General features: G+C 63.0%; 15 protein-coding genes. 8 read left to right on the forward strand and 7 right to left on the reverse strand.

Going from position 1 to position 13,915, the window contains the following annotated elements:
• The first annotated feature begins 56 nt into the window (after positions 1-56).
• Positions 57-296, forward strand: coding sequence for a hypothetical protein (locus tag BMZ42_RS08820; RefSeq protein WP_091521176.1), 240 nt, complete (start codon positions 57-59; stop codon positions 294-296).
• 3 nt (positions 297-299) lie between these two features.
• Here the strand turns inward: BMZ42_RS08820 and BMZ42_RS08825 are convergent, their stop codons facing one another.
• Positions 300-1,088, reverse strand: coding sequence for an IclR family transcriptional regulator domain-containing protein (locus BMZ42_RS08825; RefSeq protein ID WP_091521452.1), 789 nt, complete (start codon positions 1,086-1,088; stop codon positions 300-302).
• Positions 1,089-1,172: 84 nt separating this feature from the next.
• On the opposite strand from BMZ42_RS08825, the gene BMZ42_RS08830 reads away from it, so the two are divergent.
• From BMZ42_RS08830 to pcaF, 3 genes are read left to right on the forward strand one after another with little or no spacing between them, the layout of a single operon-like run.
• Complete coding sequence (locus BMZ42_RS08830) at positions 1,173-1,892, forward strand: 3-oxoacid CoA-transferase subunit A (RefSeq protein ID WP_091521178.1); 720 nt, start codon at positions 1,173-1,175, stop codon at positions 1,890-1,892.
• Positions 1,889-2,560: a 3-oxoacid CoA-transferase subunit B gene (locus BMZ42_RS08835; protein ID WP_091521180.1), complete on the forward strand. Its 672-nt coding sequence runs from the start codon at positions 1,889-1,891 to the stop codon at positions 2,558-2,560. The genes BMZ42_RS08830 and BMZ42_RS08835 overlap by 4 nt, the downstream gene beginning before the upstream one ends.
• A 1-nt stretch (position 2,561) precedes the next feature.
• Positions 2,562-3,770, forward strand: a complete 1,209-nt coding sequence (pcaF, locus tag BMZ42_RS08840) for a 3-oxoadipyl-CoA thiolase (RefSeq protein ID WP_091521182.1) — start codon at positions 2,562-2,564, stop codon at positions 3,768-3,770.
• 68 nt (positions 3,771-3,838) lie between these two features.
• On the opposite strand, the gene BMZ42_RS08845 is transcribed toward pcaF, so the two are convergent.
• The 4 genes from BMZ42_RS08845 to puuE are packed head-to-tail and all read right to left on the reverse strand — an operon-like array spanning position 3,839 to position 7,201.
• On the reverse strand, positions 3,839-4,438 hold the full coding sequence (locus BMZ42_RS08845; protein ID WP_091521455.1) for a nucleoside deaminase: 600 nt from the start codon (positions 4,436-4,438) through the stop codon (positions 3,839-3,841).
• Positions 4,435-4,932 carry an ureidoglycolate lyase gene (locus BMZ42_RS08850; protein ID WP_091521184.1) on the reverse strand — a complete coding sequence of 166 codons (498 nt, stop codon included), beginning with the start codon at positions 4,930-4,932 and terminating at the stop codon, positions 4,435-4,437. The genes BMZ42_RS08845 and BMZ42_RS08850 overlap by 4 nt, the downstream gene beginning before the upstream one ends.
• Positions 4,929-5,756 (reverse strand): bifunctional allantoicase/(S)-ureidoglycine aminohydrolase, encoded by an 828-nt coding sequence (locus BMZ42_RS08855; protein WP_091521187.1) that lies wholly within the window; start codon positions 5,754-5,756, stop codon positions 4,929-4,931. Before BMZ42_RS08855 ends, BMZ42_RS08850 begins: the two co-directional genes overlap by 4 nt.
• Before the next feature lie 11 nt (positions 5,757-5,767).
• Positions 5,768-7,201 carry an allantoinase PuuE gene (gene puuE, locus BMZ42_RS08860; RefSeq protein WP_091521189.1) on the reverse strand — a complete coding sequence of 478 codons (1,434 nt, stop codon included), beginning with the start codon at positions 7,199-7,201 and terminating at the stop codon, positions 5,768-5,770.
• A 156-nt stretch (positions 7,202-7,357) separates the two neighbouring features.
• Between puuE and uraH the strand changes: the two genes are divergently transcribed.
• From uraH to xdhC, 4 genes are read left to right on the forward strand one after another with little or no spacing between them, the layout of a single operon-like run.
• Entirely contained in the window at positions 7,358-7,738 is a 381-nt protein-coding gene (gene uraH / locus BMZ42_RS08865) for a hydroxyisourate hydrolase (protein ID WP_420492455.1), read from the forward strand.
• A gap of 2 nt (positions 7,739-7,740) precedes the next feature.
• The gene (xdhA, locus tag BMZ42_RS08870) at positions 7,741-9,210 is read left to right on the forward strand and encodes a xanthine dehydrogenase small subunit (RefSeq protein WP_091521191.1); all 1,470 of its coding nucleotides are present in this window, start codon (positions 7,741-7,743) and stop codon (positions 9,208-9,210) included.
• Positions 9,211-9,212: 2 nt separating this feature from the next.
• On the forward strand, positions 9,213-11,573 hold the full coding sequence (gene xdhB / locus BMZ42_RS08875; protein WP_091521193.1) for a xanthine dehydrogenase molybdopterin binding subunit: 2,361 nt from the start codon (positions 9,213-9,215) through the stop codon (positions 11,571-11,573).
• Positions 11,570-12,388 carry a xanthine dehydrogenase accessory protein XdhC gene (xdhC, locus tag BMZ42_RS08880; RefSeq protein WP_091521196.1) on the forward strand — a complete coding sequence of 273 codons (819 nt, stop codon included), beginning with the start codon at positions 11,570-11,572 and terminating at the stop codon, positions 12,386-12,388. Before xdhB ends, xdhC begins: the two co-directional genes overlap by 4 nt.
• A gap of 3 nt (positions 12,389-12,391) precedes the next feature.
• Here xdhC and dps read toward each other — a convergent pair whose 3' ends face one another.
• Together dps and BMZ42_RS08890 are read right to left on the reverse strand one after the other, a co-directional pair.
• Positions 12,392-12,880 carry a DNA starvation/stationary phase protection protein Dps gene (gene dps / locus BMZ42_RS08885; protein ID WP_091521198.1) on the reverse strand — a complete coding sequence of 163 codons (489 nt, stop codon included), beginning with the start codon at positions 12,878-12,880 and terminating at the stop codon, positions 12,392-12,394.
• A 71-nt stretch (positions 12,881-12,951) separates the two neighbouring features.
• Positions 12,952-13,911 carry a LysR family transcriptional regulator gene (locus BMZ42_RS08890; protein ID WP_091521200.1) on the reverse strand — a complete coding sequence of 320 codons (960 nt, stop codon included), beginning with the start codon at positions 13,909-13,911 and terminating at the stop codon, positions 12,952-12,954.
• Positions 13,912-13,915 lie beyond the last annotated feature (4 nt).

Raw genomic sequence — 13,915 nt, forward strand, 5'->3', positions numbered from 1 at the left:
GGTATTGCCTTGGTGGTGTCGTCGTCCCGTCATCGGTGGCGGGTTATGTTCCGCACATGGAACCGAATGATCTACATCTCACCAAGACTGCCCGCGACGATGCCGTCGTGGAGGCTTTGCTGGCACCGGGCGAAAGCTCGTTCGTCGACGCGCTTCTGGCGCTGGCCGACGATGTTGCCAACAATGATCGGCAGGATCGCGCAAGCCGTGCGATCGGCAATGGATTCCAAACCGCGCTGGCACGTCGCATGCGGGCCGCAATGAACGAGGAGGGCGCCCGCAGGCGCGCGTCCTGATGTTCAGTGAACGACGAAATAGTCCTCGATTGCAGCAGCTGCCGCGCGCAGATGCGGCAGGAGTTCCTGCTCCATCCCGGATACGGAAAATCTTGCCGACTGCGTTGAGACGTTGATGGCGGCAACGATCGTTCCCGACCGGTCGCGGATCGGAACCGCGATCGAGCGCAGGCCGATCTCCAGTTCCTCGTCCATCGTGGCGTAGCCCTTGTCGCGGATCTGCGCGATCTCCTGGCCAAGCTGCTTGCGATCGGTGATCGTCTTGGGTGTGCGGGCTTCGATGCGTGCACGCGCAAGGAAACGCTCAACTTCGACCTGCGAAAGACCAGAGAGAAGAACCCGCCCCATCGCTGTGCAGATGGCGGGAAGGCGCGTGCCGACATGCAGCGCGACGGAAAGGATGCGCTGTCCTGCCACGCGCGCGACGTAAACGACGTCCTCGTCAGCCAGCACCGCTGCAGAGCAGGATTCGTTGAGACGATTGGAAAGCTCGCGCATGAATTGTTCGCCATAGGCCCACAGCGTCTGGCCCGAAATCCAGGTGCGGGCGGTGGCGATCAGGCGTGGGGTGAGCTGAAACTTGCGCCCGTCCTGAACCGCATAGCCGCTGGCGACCAGCGTGAGCAGGAAGCGGCGTGCACCGGCGCGCGTCAATCCTGCCTTTTCAGCCATTTCCGTCAGCGTCAGCCCTGCGGGGTGAGCGGCGAGAATTTCCATGACCGCAAGCCCGCGCGTCAGCGATCCGACATGGTCCCTGCCAGCTTGCGTTTTCGTTGACTCGTCTTCTTCCATCATCTAGAAAAGTATTGCATACAAAACTTATGTTCGCAATACGAACTTTAGCGCGTGAAAACCCGCTGTGAATGGTGGAGCGTAATGAACAAACTGAGCTCAAGCGTCGAGGCTGCTGTCGCGGACATTGCAGATGGCGACGTCGTGATGATCGGCGGTTTTGGCGGGGCCGGTGCCCCGATCGAACTGATCCATGCCCTTGTCGAGCGTTTCCGCAAGACCGGTTCGCCGAAGAACCTGACGGTCATCAACAACAATGCCGGCAACGGCGCGATTGGAATCGCTGCGCTGCTCTATGCCGGCATGGTGGCCAAGATGGTGTGCTCGTTCCCGCGCTCGACCGATCCGAAGGCATTCACCGACCTCTACCTTGCAGGCAAGATCGAACTGGAGCTGGTACCGCAGGGAACGCTGGCCGAGCGCATCCGCGCCGCCGGTGCCGGCATCCCGGCATTCTACACCCCGTCGAGCTATGGAACGCTGGTTGCCGAAGGCAAGCCGATCGCCGAGTTTGACGGCAAGCACTATGTGCAGGAGCGCTGGCTTAAGGCCGACGTTGCGCTGATCAAGGCCGAACTGGCCGACACCAAGGGCAACCTGACCTACCACATGGCAGCGCGCAATTTCTCGCCACTGATGGCGATGGCGGCCAAGGTGACGGTGGTTCAGGCCTCGAAGGTGGTTGAGGCCGGAGAGATCAACCCGGAGCACGTTGTCACGCCGGGCATCTTCGTCAACCGGATTGTCGAAGTGCAGAACCCGCAGCAGGAAGAAGTGCTTTTGCGTGAAGGAGTCGTGGCATGACGACCAAGCTTTCCAACGCCCAGATCGCGTGGCGCGCGGCGCAGGACATTCAGGACGGCGCCTATGTCAATCTTGGCATCGGTTTTCCGGAAATGGTCGCCAAGTTCAAGCCGGACGGGCGTGAAGTCATCTATCACACCGAAAACGGCATCCTCGACTTTGGCGAGGCTCCGGCTGCCGGTGAAGAAGACTGGGATCTGATCAACGCTGGCAAGAAGGCCGTGACGCTGAACCCCGGCGCTTCGTTCTTCCACCATGCCGACAGCTTTGCGATGGTGCGCGGCGGTCATCTGGATGTCGCGATCCTGGGGGCCTATGAAGTCGCTGAAAATGGTGACCTTGCCAACTGGAGCACCGGTCCCGGCTCGGTGCCTGCCGTTGGCGGCGCGATGGATCTGGTGCATGGCGCCAAGCGTGTCTGCGTGATTACCGATCACGTCACCAAGAAGGGTGAGCCCAAGCTCGTCAAGAAGTGCAGCCTGCCGCTGACGGGTGTTGGCTGCGTGACGACGGTTTACACGAGCCTTGCGGTGATCGATATCGTCAATTCGCGTTTCGTGCTGCGTGAAAAGCTGCCCGGCATGAGCGTGGAGGAGTTGCAGGCTGTGACCGGTGCAGAACTGGTCATCGACGGGCCTGTGAAAGATCTTATCGTACCGGAGGTTTGAGATGGCCGAAGCCTATATCTGTGACTATGTCCGCACACCGATCGGTCGTTTCGGTGGTTCGCTGTCGTCGGTTCGCGCCGATGATCTGGGCGCGGTGCCGCTCAAGGCGCTGATGGAGCGTAACGTCGGCATCGACTGGGAAGCCATCGATGACGTGATCTACGGTTGCGCCAACCAGGCTGGCGAAGACAACCGCAACGTTGCGCGCATGGCGCTTCTTCTGGCCGGACTGCCGGTGACGATCCCCGGCGGCACGATTAACCGCCTGTGCGGATCGGGCATGGACGCGCTGACCATTGCCGCGCGCGCCATCAAGGCCGGTGAAGCCGAGATCATGATTGCTGGCGGCGTCGAATCGATGAGCCGCGCGCCATTCGTGATGCCCAAGGCCGATACGGCGTTTTCGCGCAATGCCGAGATCTACGACACCACCATCGGCTGGCGTTTCGTCAACCCGGTGATGAAGAAGCAGTACGGTGTCGATTCGATGCCGGAGACCGGCGAAAACGTTGCCGAGCAGTTCGGCATTTCGCGTGCCGATCAGGACGCGTTTGCCGTGCGCAGCCAGGAAAAGGCAGTCGCCGCGCAGCAGAATGGCCGTCTGGCCAAGGAAATCGTCGCGGTGACGATCCCGCAGCGCAAGGGCGATCCGATTGTCGTCGACAAGGATGAGCATCCGCGCGCCGGCACCACGATCGAGGCGCTGGCCAAGCTTGGCACGCCGTTCAAGAAGGAAGGCGGAACCGTGACAGCCGGTAACGCATCCGGCGTCAACGACGGCGCGGCAGCGCTGATCGTCGCTTCGGAAGCGGCGGTGAAGAAGTATGGCCTGACGCCGATTGCCCGCTTCGTCGGCGGTGCGGTCGCTGGCCTTGAGCCGCGCATCATGGGCTTTGGCCCGGCACCGGCAACTCGTAAGCTGTGCGCGCGTCTGGGCATCAAGCCGACCGATTTCGACGTGATTGAACTTAATGAAGCATTCGCCTCCCAAGGCATTGCGGTGCTGCGCGACCTCGGCATTCCCGAGGACGCGCAGCATGTGAACCCGAATGGCGGCGCGATTGCGCTCGGCCATCCTCTCGGCATGTCGGGTGCGCGTATTTCGGGTTCGGCAGCGCTGGAGTTGCAGGAGCGCGGCGGCAAGCTGGCGCTGGCAACCATGTGCATTGGCGTCGGGCAGGGTATCTCGGTCGCGCTTGAGCGCGTCTGATCCAACTATCTGTCGGAAATGAAACTGGCCGGAGCTTTCGAGGCTCCCGCCATTTTTGCATCTGCGCTTCAGTTGAGCGGGATGTTGTTTTCGTCCTTGGACGACTGGTAGGTGTCCGACATTTTTTCGTAGAGCGCTGACAATGCCGCGAAACGCGCTTCGAGTTGCGCCGCATCTGCCTGCGGCAGCGTGTGGGCCAGTTTGCGGAGCGCGTAGCTTTTCCAGTAGGCGTTTTCGGCGTTGTAGCCGCCGGGATCGAGGGTGAAGACCTCCTTGAGGATCTTCAGATCGTGCGGAATGGCAAAGCTGTCGCGCGAATCCTCGTGGCTGAACAGATAATAAAAATTGTCGAAACCCGACCACGTGATCGCCGACAGGCAGAGTGAGCACGGCTCGTGGGTGGAGACGAAATAGCAGTCCTTCGTGTCGGGCTTGTCGGCCTTGGGCAGTTCGTAGAACCGTTTCAGCGCGTGCATCTCGCCGTGCCAGAGCGGGTTTTCCAGCTCGTTGTTGGTTTCGGCGATTACCACCGAAAGGTCGCTCTTGCGCAGGATTGCCGCGCCGAACAGCTTGTTGCCATGGCCGACGCCGGCTTGGGTCTTGGGAGCGACGTCCTGCTCGATGACGTCGAACAGGCGGTTGAGGAAGGCGGCGTCGTGGGTGGTCATGCGGGCAGCCTGATTTGCCATGGTTCGGAAAAATAGTGTTCTTCCAGATTGTTCTCGTCGCCGCCACGGTCAACGACGAGAAAATCCTGCGGTTCGCCGATGGGCGTCAGCACCGCATGCCACAGATTGCGCTTGTAGTTGACGCCCTGACCGGGAGCGGTGATGAAAGCGTGCGGCTCGCCGGGGCCGTTGGGCGTGTCGTGGCAGACGACGACCAGAAATGGCGCCGGCGACAGCGGCATGAACGCCTGACTGCCGAACGGGTGACGCTCGACCATCTCCAGCTTGAGCGGGAACGGATAGGGCGTGCCCTTGAAGATCGACACCAGAACGCGGGCATTTTCGCCCGCGGCCTCGACCTTCGCCAGATCGTGATAGCGCTCGCACTTGCCTTGATTGATCGGGTAGTGCGTGTCGCAATCGGTGTCGATGACATCGCCGAACGGCGCGAACGCCGCGCGGGTCAGCGGGATGGCGGTAACGATGCGGCTCATCGGAACGCCAGCTTGGCGTGGCGGTTGACGTCCTTGTAAAGCAGATAGCGGAATTTGCCGGGGCCGCCAGCATAGCAGGCCTGCGGGCAGAAGGCGCGCAGCCACATGAAGTCGCCGGCCTCGACCTCGACCCAGTCCTGATTGAGCTTGTAGACCGCCTTGCCTTCGAGCACGTAGAGGCCGTGCTCCATGACGTGGGTTTCCTCGAACGGGATCGACCCGCCGGGCTCGAACGTCACGATGGTGATGTGCATGTCGTGGCGCAGATCGTCGGGATCGACAAAGCGCGTCGTCGCCCAGGTGCCGTTGGTGTCGGGCATCGGGGTCGGGGCAATGTCGTTGTCGTTGAGAAACAGCGGGTCGGGCACGTCGATGCCTTCGACGAATTCATAGGCCTTACGTACCCAGTGGAAGCGCGCGGTTTCGCTGCCGGTGTTTTTCACCGTCCAGCCGCTGGCCGGCGGAAGATAGGCATAGCCGCCCGGTGTCAGCACGTGGTCCGCGCCCTCGATGGTGACGGTGACGCTGCCTTCGACGACGAACAGCACCCCTTGCGCGTCGGCTTCCGGCTCTGGCTGGGTGCTGCCGCCGCCCGGCGCGACTTCCATGATGTATTGCGAAAACGTCTCGGCAAAGCCGGACAGCGGCCGCGCGATGATCCAGGCGCGCGTGTTGTCCCAGAACGGCAGCAGGCTGGCGACGATGTCGCTGTAGACGCCCTTCGGGATCACCGCATAGGCGTCGGTGAAGACGGCGCGGCCGGTGTGCAGTTCGGTCTGCGGGGTCAGGCCCCCGTGCGGCGCATAATAGGTGCGGCCCTTCATGTGATGTCCCTTCAGGCAGGCAGGATGTCGTTGAGCCGCAGCCGGGCGATGCGCTCCACCTGCTTGCAGGCGGTGGCGAATTCGGTGGCGCGGTCGTTGTCGATGCGGGTGCGGAAGGCCTGCATGATGCTGGCCTTGGTGTTGTCCTTGACCGCGATGATGAACGGGAAGCCGAACTTCTCCGTGTAGGCAGTGTTGAGCGCGGTGAACATCTCGCGTTCGTCGTCGGTCAAAGCGTCGAGCCCAGCGGAGGCCTGCTCGGCGGTCGATTCGGCGGTCAGGCGCTTGGCCTGCGCCAGCTTGCCGGCAAGGTCGGGATGGGCGTTGAGGACGCCAAGGCGCTCATCTTCGCTGGCGGAGCGGAAGATGCGCGCCAGCGCATTGTGCAGGCCGCCGGCGGAATCGTGCGCGCGGCCGAGTTCAAGGTCGAAGGCGCGTTCGGCGATCCAGGCGGAATGTTCGAAGATGCCGCCGAACTTGGCGACGAATTCGTCGCGGCTCATGCGGCTCGGACGCAGCGCCTGCGGCTGGTAGGGATGATGCTCGCGCCAGTGGGCGGCGATCTGGCCGCGCGTCGGAATCCAGACGCGGTCGTGGCTTTTCACGTAGTCGATGAAGCGCTGCAAAGCGGCGGCGCGACCGGGGCGGCCGATCAGGCGGCAGTGCAGGCCGATATTCATCATCGATGGACGACCAGCCTGGCCTTCGGCGTACAGCGTGTCGAAGGCGTCCTTGAGATAGGTGAAGAACTGGTCGCCGGAATTGAAGCCCTGGGGCGTCGCAAAACGCATGTCGTTGGCGTCGAGCGTGTAGGGGATCACCAGCTGCGGCGGGATCGCGTTGCCGTGGCCGTCATGATCGAGCCAGTAGGGCAGATCGTCGTCATAGGTGTCGGAAATCCAGTCGAAGCTGCCTTCGGCTGCGGTCAGGCGCACCGACCAGACGGAGGTGCGGCCCAGATACATGCCCTTCGGCGGTTCGCCGACGACTTCGGTGTGCAGGCGGATCGCTTCGATGAGGTCGGCCTTTTCGGTGTCCTCGTCATGGTCGCGATAATCGATCCAGCGCAGGCCATGGCTGGCGATTTCCCAGCCGGCATCCTGCATTGCCGCCAGCTGGTCTGGCGAGCGGGCGAGCGCGGTGGCAACGCCATAGACGGTGGCGGGAATGTCGGCAGCGGTGAACATGCGGTGGAGCCGCCAGAACCCGGCGCGCGCGCCATATTCGTAGATCGATTCCATGTTCCAGTGGCGCTTGCCCGGCCACGGCGCGGCACCGACCACTTCGGACAGGAACGCTTCGGAGGCGGCATCGCCATGCAGGATGCAGTTCTCGCCGCCTTCCTCGTAATTGATGACGAATTGCACGGCGACATGCGCCCCGCCCGGCCAGTTTGCATTGGGCGGATTTGCGCCATAGCCGCGCATGTCTCTGGGGTACCGCATATTGTCTCCTGCGTTGTTTTACCAAGAATAGTTGAAAACCACTGTGCCATTCCCCCATGAAAGTTTGAAAGAGTTTTTGTCGTCGTCCGGGTCTGCCTGTATGCTAGCATCGCTTAATCTACGGACATTTGAAGCGCGTACTGCCGCAAAGCGGCAATGAGGGAGGCCATGATGGCGCAGGCACAGGCCGGAAGGCTGACTACCCACGTTCTGGACACGGCATCGGGCAAGCCCGCCGCGGGGATGAAGATCGAGCTCTACGCTGTGGAAGGCGCAACGCGGCGCAAGATCAAGGATGTGGTGACGAATGCGGACGGGCGCTGCGACGCGCCGATGCTTCAGGGCGACGATTTTGCCACCGGGCAGTATGAGCTGGTGTTCATGGCGGGCGACTATCTGCGCGCCAGCGGTGCGGCCCTGCCGGAGCCGCTGTTTCTCGACCAGATTCCGATCCGCTTCGGCATGGCCGAACAGGCGCATTACCACGTGCCGCTTTTGATTTCGCCGTTCGGTTATTCCACCTACCGGGGCAGCTGATCATGGGCGTTCGATCCGAAATCCGTTTCCTGCTCAACGATGAGGCGGTCGCGATCAGCGACGTCAAGCCGGACGAGATGCTGCTCGATTATCTGCGCGTGCGCCGCTCGCTGCGCGGCACCAAGGAAGGTTGCGCCGAAGGCGATTGCGGCGCGTGCACCGTGCTGGTCGGGCGGCAGGGGCGCGACGGGCTGGTCTATGAAGGCGTCAATGCCTGTATCCGCTTTCTCGGTTCGCTCGATGGCTGCCATGTCGTGACCGTCGAGCATCTGGCGGCGCGCGACGGCAAGCTGCATCCGGTGCAGCAGGCGATGGTCGATTATCACGGCTCGCAATGCGGTTTCTGCACGCCGGGTTTCGTGATGTCGCTCTACGGAATGTGGATGCGCAACCCGAACCCGACCGACCCGGAAATCGAGCGGGCGCTGCAGGGCAATCTGTGCCGCTGCACCGGCTATGAGCCGATCATCAAGGCGGCGCGCGCGATCTCGTCTTATGGCGATGCGGGGCGTGATCCGCTGGCGCTGGAACGCGCGCAGGTGCTGGAGCGGCTCAAGGCGCTGAAGGACGGCGCACGGGTCGAGATCGGGCAGGGCAGCGAGCGGCTGATCGTGCCGGCATCGGTTGACGATCTGGCGGCCGTGCTGGAAGCGGAGCCGAACGCAACTATCGTTGCAGGGTCGACCGATGTCGGCCTGTGGGTGACCAAGCAGATGCGCGCGATTGCGCCGGTGGTGTTCATCGGCGGCCTGACGGAGTTGCAGGAGATTTCCGAAAGCGGGGGCGTGATCTCGATTGGCGCGGGCGTCAATTACAGCACGGCGCGCCGTGAACTGGCGGCACGCATTCCGCAACTGGCGACGTTGATTGCGCGGATCGGTGGCGATCAGGTGCGTAATATGGGCACGGTCGGCGGTAATGTCGCCAATGGTTCGCCGATTGGCGATACGCCGCCGCCACTGATCGCGCTGGGCGCGACGATGACCTTGCGCAAGGGTGATGTGCGCCGGTCGATCCCGGTCGAGGATTTCTTCATCGACTATGGCAAACAGGATCGCGCCAAGGGTGAATTCGTCGAGGCGCTGCATGTGCCTTTGCCAAAGCCTGATGCGATGTTTGCCGTGCACAAGATTTCCAAGCGGCAGGACGAGGACATCACGGCGGCGCTGGGCGCGTTTCATGTCGTGGTCAAGGGTGGCGTCGTGGCGTCGGCCTGCATCGCCTATGGCGGCATGGCGGCGACGCCCAAGCGCGCAAGGACTGTCGAGGCGGCGCTGATCGGCAAGCCCTGGACGCAGGCGACAATCGAAGCGGCGATGCTGGCTTATGAGGCCGATTACACGCCGCTCAGCGATATGCGCGCGTCGGCGGACTATCGCATGCTGGTGGCGAAGAACCTGCTGATGCGGTTCTATCTGGAAAATAGCGGCACGACGGCACCGATCCGCGTGTCGCGATATGAGGTGGCGTGACCATGACCAAGCACACCCCGAACCTCAAGGCCGAGAAAATCTCCGGTGGCGTCCACACTGATGTGCGCCATGATTCCGCGCATAAGCATGTCGCGGGAACGGCGATCTATATTGACGACATGCCCGAACCTGCCGGCACGCTGCATGCGGGGCTGGGCTTTTCCAGCGTCGCCAAGGCGACGATCACGGCGATGGACCTCGACGCGGTACGCGCGGCGCCGGGCGTCGTTTGCGTGCTGACGGCAGCGGATGTGCCGGGCGTCAACGATATTTCGCCTTCAGGCATGCAGGACGATCCGGTTCTGGCCGATGGCGTCGTTTCGTTTCACGGCCAGCCGATTTTCTGTGTCATCGCGCAGACGCGCGATCAGGCGCGCCGCGCCGCACGGCTGGCGAAGGTCAGCTATGACGAGCAGGCGCCCGTGGTCGATATCTGGCCGCTGGACATTGCGACCGACAAGCAGGTGGCAACGCCGCTGACGCTGAAGCGCGGCGATGTCGCCACCGCCCTTGCCACCGCGCCACGGCGCGTGAAGGGCCGGATGCGGCTTGGCGGACAGGACCATTTCTACCTCGAAGGCCAGGTCGCGCTGGCGGTGCCGGGTGAGGACGACGACATCATCGTCTATAGCTCGACGCAGGGGCCGACCGAAACGCAGCATCTGGTCGCTCACGCGCTCGGCGTTGCCTCCAACGCGGTGACGATCGAAATTCGCCGCATGGGCGGCGGCTTCGGCGGCAAGGAAACGCAGGCCAATCAGGTGGCGGCGCTGGCAGCAATCGCGGCCAAGAAGCTGCATCGCGCCGTCAAGCTGCGGCTCGACCGCGATGAGGACATGGTCGCGACCGGCAAGCGGCACGATTTCGCTATCGACTACGATGTCGGCTTCGATGCGGAGGGCCGCATTCTCGGCGTCGATTACACCTTTGCGCTGCGGGCGGGTTTTTCCGCTGATTTGTCCGGGCCGGTAGGCGATCGGGCGCTGTTTCACTGCGACAACGCCTATTTCCTGCCGCATGTCGAAGCGCGCACGGCGCTGTTTCACACCAACACCGTGTCGAACACTGCGTTTCGCGGCTTTGGCGGGCCGCAGGGCATGGTCGGTGCCGAGCGCATCATCGACGAGGTGGCGTTTGCGGTGGGCAAGGACCCGCTCGAAATCCGCAAGCTGAATTTCTACGACCCGATGGGCGAAGCTGGCGAACGCAACCTCACGCCCTATCACCAGAAGGTCGAGGATTGCATCATTCAGCGCATCGTTGCCGAACTGGAGACGAGTGCGGATTATGCCGGACGGCGGCGCGAAATCGCGGCGTTTAACGCCAACAGCAAATATGTCAAACGCGGCATCGCGCTGACGCCGGTGAAGTTCGGCATCTCGTTCACCAAGACCGAATCGAACCAGGCCGGTGCGCTGGTGCATATCTATGCCGATGGCTCGGTGCACATGAACCATGGCGGCACCGAGATGGGGCAGGGGCTGCACCTGAAGGTGGCGCAGGTGGTGGCGGAAGAGTTCCAGATCGATCTCGACCGGGTGAAGATCACCGCGACGACCACGGCCAAGGTGCCCAACACCGCCCCGACGGCGGCGTCGTCGGGGGCGGACCTCAACGGCATGGCGGCGCAGAATGCGGCGCATCAGATCAAGGTGCGGCTGATCGATTTTGCGGCCGAACGCTATGGCGTGCCGCATGACCAGATCGAGTTTCTGCCCAACCGGGTGCGGGTCGGGAATCAGGAAATTCCGTTCAACGAACTGGTGCGGCAGGCCTTTGTCGGACGAGTGCAATTGTCGGCGGCGGGGTTCTACAAGACGCCGAAAATTCACTGGGACCGCTCCAAGGGACGCGGCCATGCGTTCTATTATTTCGCCTATGGTGCGGCCTGTTCGGAGGTGTCGGTCGACACGCTGACCGGCGAATATGTCATTGAGCGCACTGATATTCTTCACGATGTCGGCCGTTCGCTGAACCCGGTGATCGATATCGGCCAGATCGAAGGCGGTTTCGTGCAAGGGACGGGCTGGCTGACGACCGAAGAGCTGGTCTTTGACGACAAGGGCCGGCTGCGCACCCATGCGCCGTCGACCTACAAGATCCCGCTGGCGTCGGACCGGCCGAAAATCTTCAATGTCGCCCTGACCGACTGGTCGCAGGCTTATGAGCCGACGATCCATCGCTCCAAGGCGGTGGGCGAACCGCCGCTGCCGCTGGGCCTGTCGGTGCTGCATGCGCTGTCGGACGCGATTGCCAGCGTCGCTGACCACAAGATCTGCCCGCAACTCGACGCGCCGGCGACGCCGGAGCGGGTGCTGATGACGCTGGAGCGGCTGAAAGGGCAGGCTGCCGCCACGCCATGAGCAGGATGCAGACACGGCTGCGCCAGTTTCTGGCGGCCTGGCCACAAGTGGCGCTGGTGAAGATCACGCAAGCGCGCGGCTCGACGCCGCGCGCGGTGGACACCTGGATGCTAGTGTCTGCCGGCGCGATTTTCGGCACCATCGGCGGTGGCCGGCTGGAATTCATGGCCATCGACCGCGCCCGCGAAATGATCGCGCAAAGCGTCGTGCAGGACCGGCTCGACGTGCCGCTGGGGCCGGAGATCGGCCAGTGCTGCGGCGGGCGGGTGGTTGTGGAGATCGCGCTGGTCGATGACGACTTGCGCGCCGCACTGCCACAACGCATCGCCAAAATGGAAGCGGATTATCCCAGCGTCTATGTGTTTGGCGGGGGGCATGTCGGCCATGCGCTTGCGGCGGTGCTGGCGTTGTTGCCGGTTCACGCGACCGTGGTGGAGACCCGCCCCGAGGCGCTGGAGGGGATGCCGGAGGGCATCGCCACCGTGGCAAGCGCAATGCCGGAAACGGTCGTGCGCGACGCGGAGAAGGGCGCGGCGTTTCTGGTGCTGACCCACGACCACGCGCTTGATTTCCTGATCGTTGCCGAAGCGCTGAAGCGCGGCGACGCCGCCTATGTCGGCATGATCGGCTCCAAGACCAAGAAGGCGACTTTCAGTAGCTGGTTCCGGCGCGAGGCGGATGGCAGCGCCGAAGCCCTGGCGCAGCTCGTCTGCCCGATCGGCGGGGCAGACGTGAAGGACAAGCGCCCCGAAGTGATCGCGGCGCTGGCTGCTGCGGAACTCATTCGTGGCTTCGCCGTCGCCGATCCGGCCTGATTTTTAGTCTTTTTCCTGAACGTGCGCTTCGAGGAACCACAGGTTCTTGTCGAGGTCGCGGGAGAAGGCGGTGAAGATGTCGGCGGCATCGGCGTCACCGGCTTCGTCGCTTTCATCAATCGCGGCACGGACCAGATTGGCGACCGCGCCATAGCGTTCGATCAGCTCGGCGAGATGGTCCTTGGTCTTGGAAATGTCGGTCGGATAGGGCTTGAGTTTCGTCGTCTCGGCGATGGTCTGGCTGGTGCCTTGCGCCATGCCGCCCAGCTGCACCGCACGTTCGGCGATAGTGTCGGTGTGAATGTCGAGCGTCGCGCGGAAGCCATCGAGCATTTCATGGATGGCGATGAATTGCGGACCCTTGAGGTTCCAATGTGCCTGCTTGGTGATGAGCGCGAGGTCGAGCGCATCGGCAAGCCGGGCATTCAAGAGGTCGATCATCGTCTTCTTGGTGTTCGACTTGAGGTCGATCCGCGTCGTGTGATTGGCCATGAGATACTCCTTTGTGGCGACAGGTTGCTAGGGGCACCAACGCTGCAGAACGGTGGAAGTTGCACGGCAGGTCAGCGTTGGACGACCTCACGGGAAAGGGTTTCATCGGCAGACTTGCCGGCAAGAATGTCGCGGATCATGTGCTGGCAGCGGTCGGCCATGAAATCCAGCAACAGCCGGACCTTGGGATCCTGAAACTTCTTGTGCGGATAGACGGCGGCGAACTGGACCGGGGCGGGCGGGCTTTGCGGCAGGATGATTTTCAGCCGTCCATCGCGCAGGTAAGGCTCGATCTCGAAACGCGGCTTGTTGATGATGCCACGCCCGGCCAGCGCCCAGCCGGTGATGACGTCGCCATCGTCGGAATCGTAAGGGCCGAACACGTCGAGCTTTTGCGGGCCATCGGGGGTGCGCAGCGTCCAGCTATGCTCTTTCGCGCCGGGAAAGCGCAGCATCAGGCAATCATGCTTCTGGCTGACGAGATCCTGTGCGGTCTGCGGCTCGCCGCGCCGCGCCAGATAGGAAGGGGCAGCGGCCAGCACGCGCTCGCAATCCATGATGCCGCGCATGCGCAGGCTGGAATCTTCGAGCAGGCCGAGGCGAAACGCGACGTCGATGCCTTCCTTCATGATGTCGACATTGTGGTCGGACAGGCGCAGCCGCACTTCGATGTCGGGATAGCGGTCGCGAAATTCGGGGATGCCGGAGGCGATCAGGCGGCGGCCAAGGCCGAGCGGCGCGGTGACGCGGATCGATCCGCGCGGCTGGCCCGACAGGGCGCTGACGGCGGATTCAGCTTCGAGGATCGTTTCCAGAACCTTGCACGCCCCGTCATAGAAGACGCGGCCATGCTCGGTCGGCATCAGCTGGCGCGTGGTGCGGTTGAACAGGCGCACGCCGAGATGCTTCTCCAGCTCCTTGATGCGATTGGAGGCGACGGCGGGCGAGATACGCATGTCGCGTCCGGCGGCGGAGAGGTTTCCCAACTCCACGACGCGGACGAAGACGGCGAGATTATCGAGATAGGCCAATGAC

It is taken from the genome of Aquamicrobium aerolatum DSM 21857, from assembly GCF_900113935.1.
Classification (GTDB): domain Bacteria; phylum Pseudomonadota; class Alphaproteobacteria; order Rhizobiales; family Rhizobiaceae; genus Aerobium; species Aerobium aerolatum.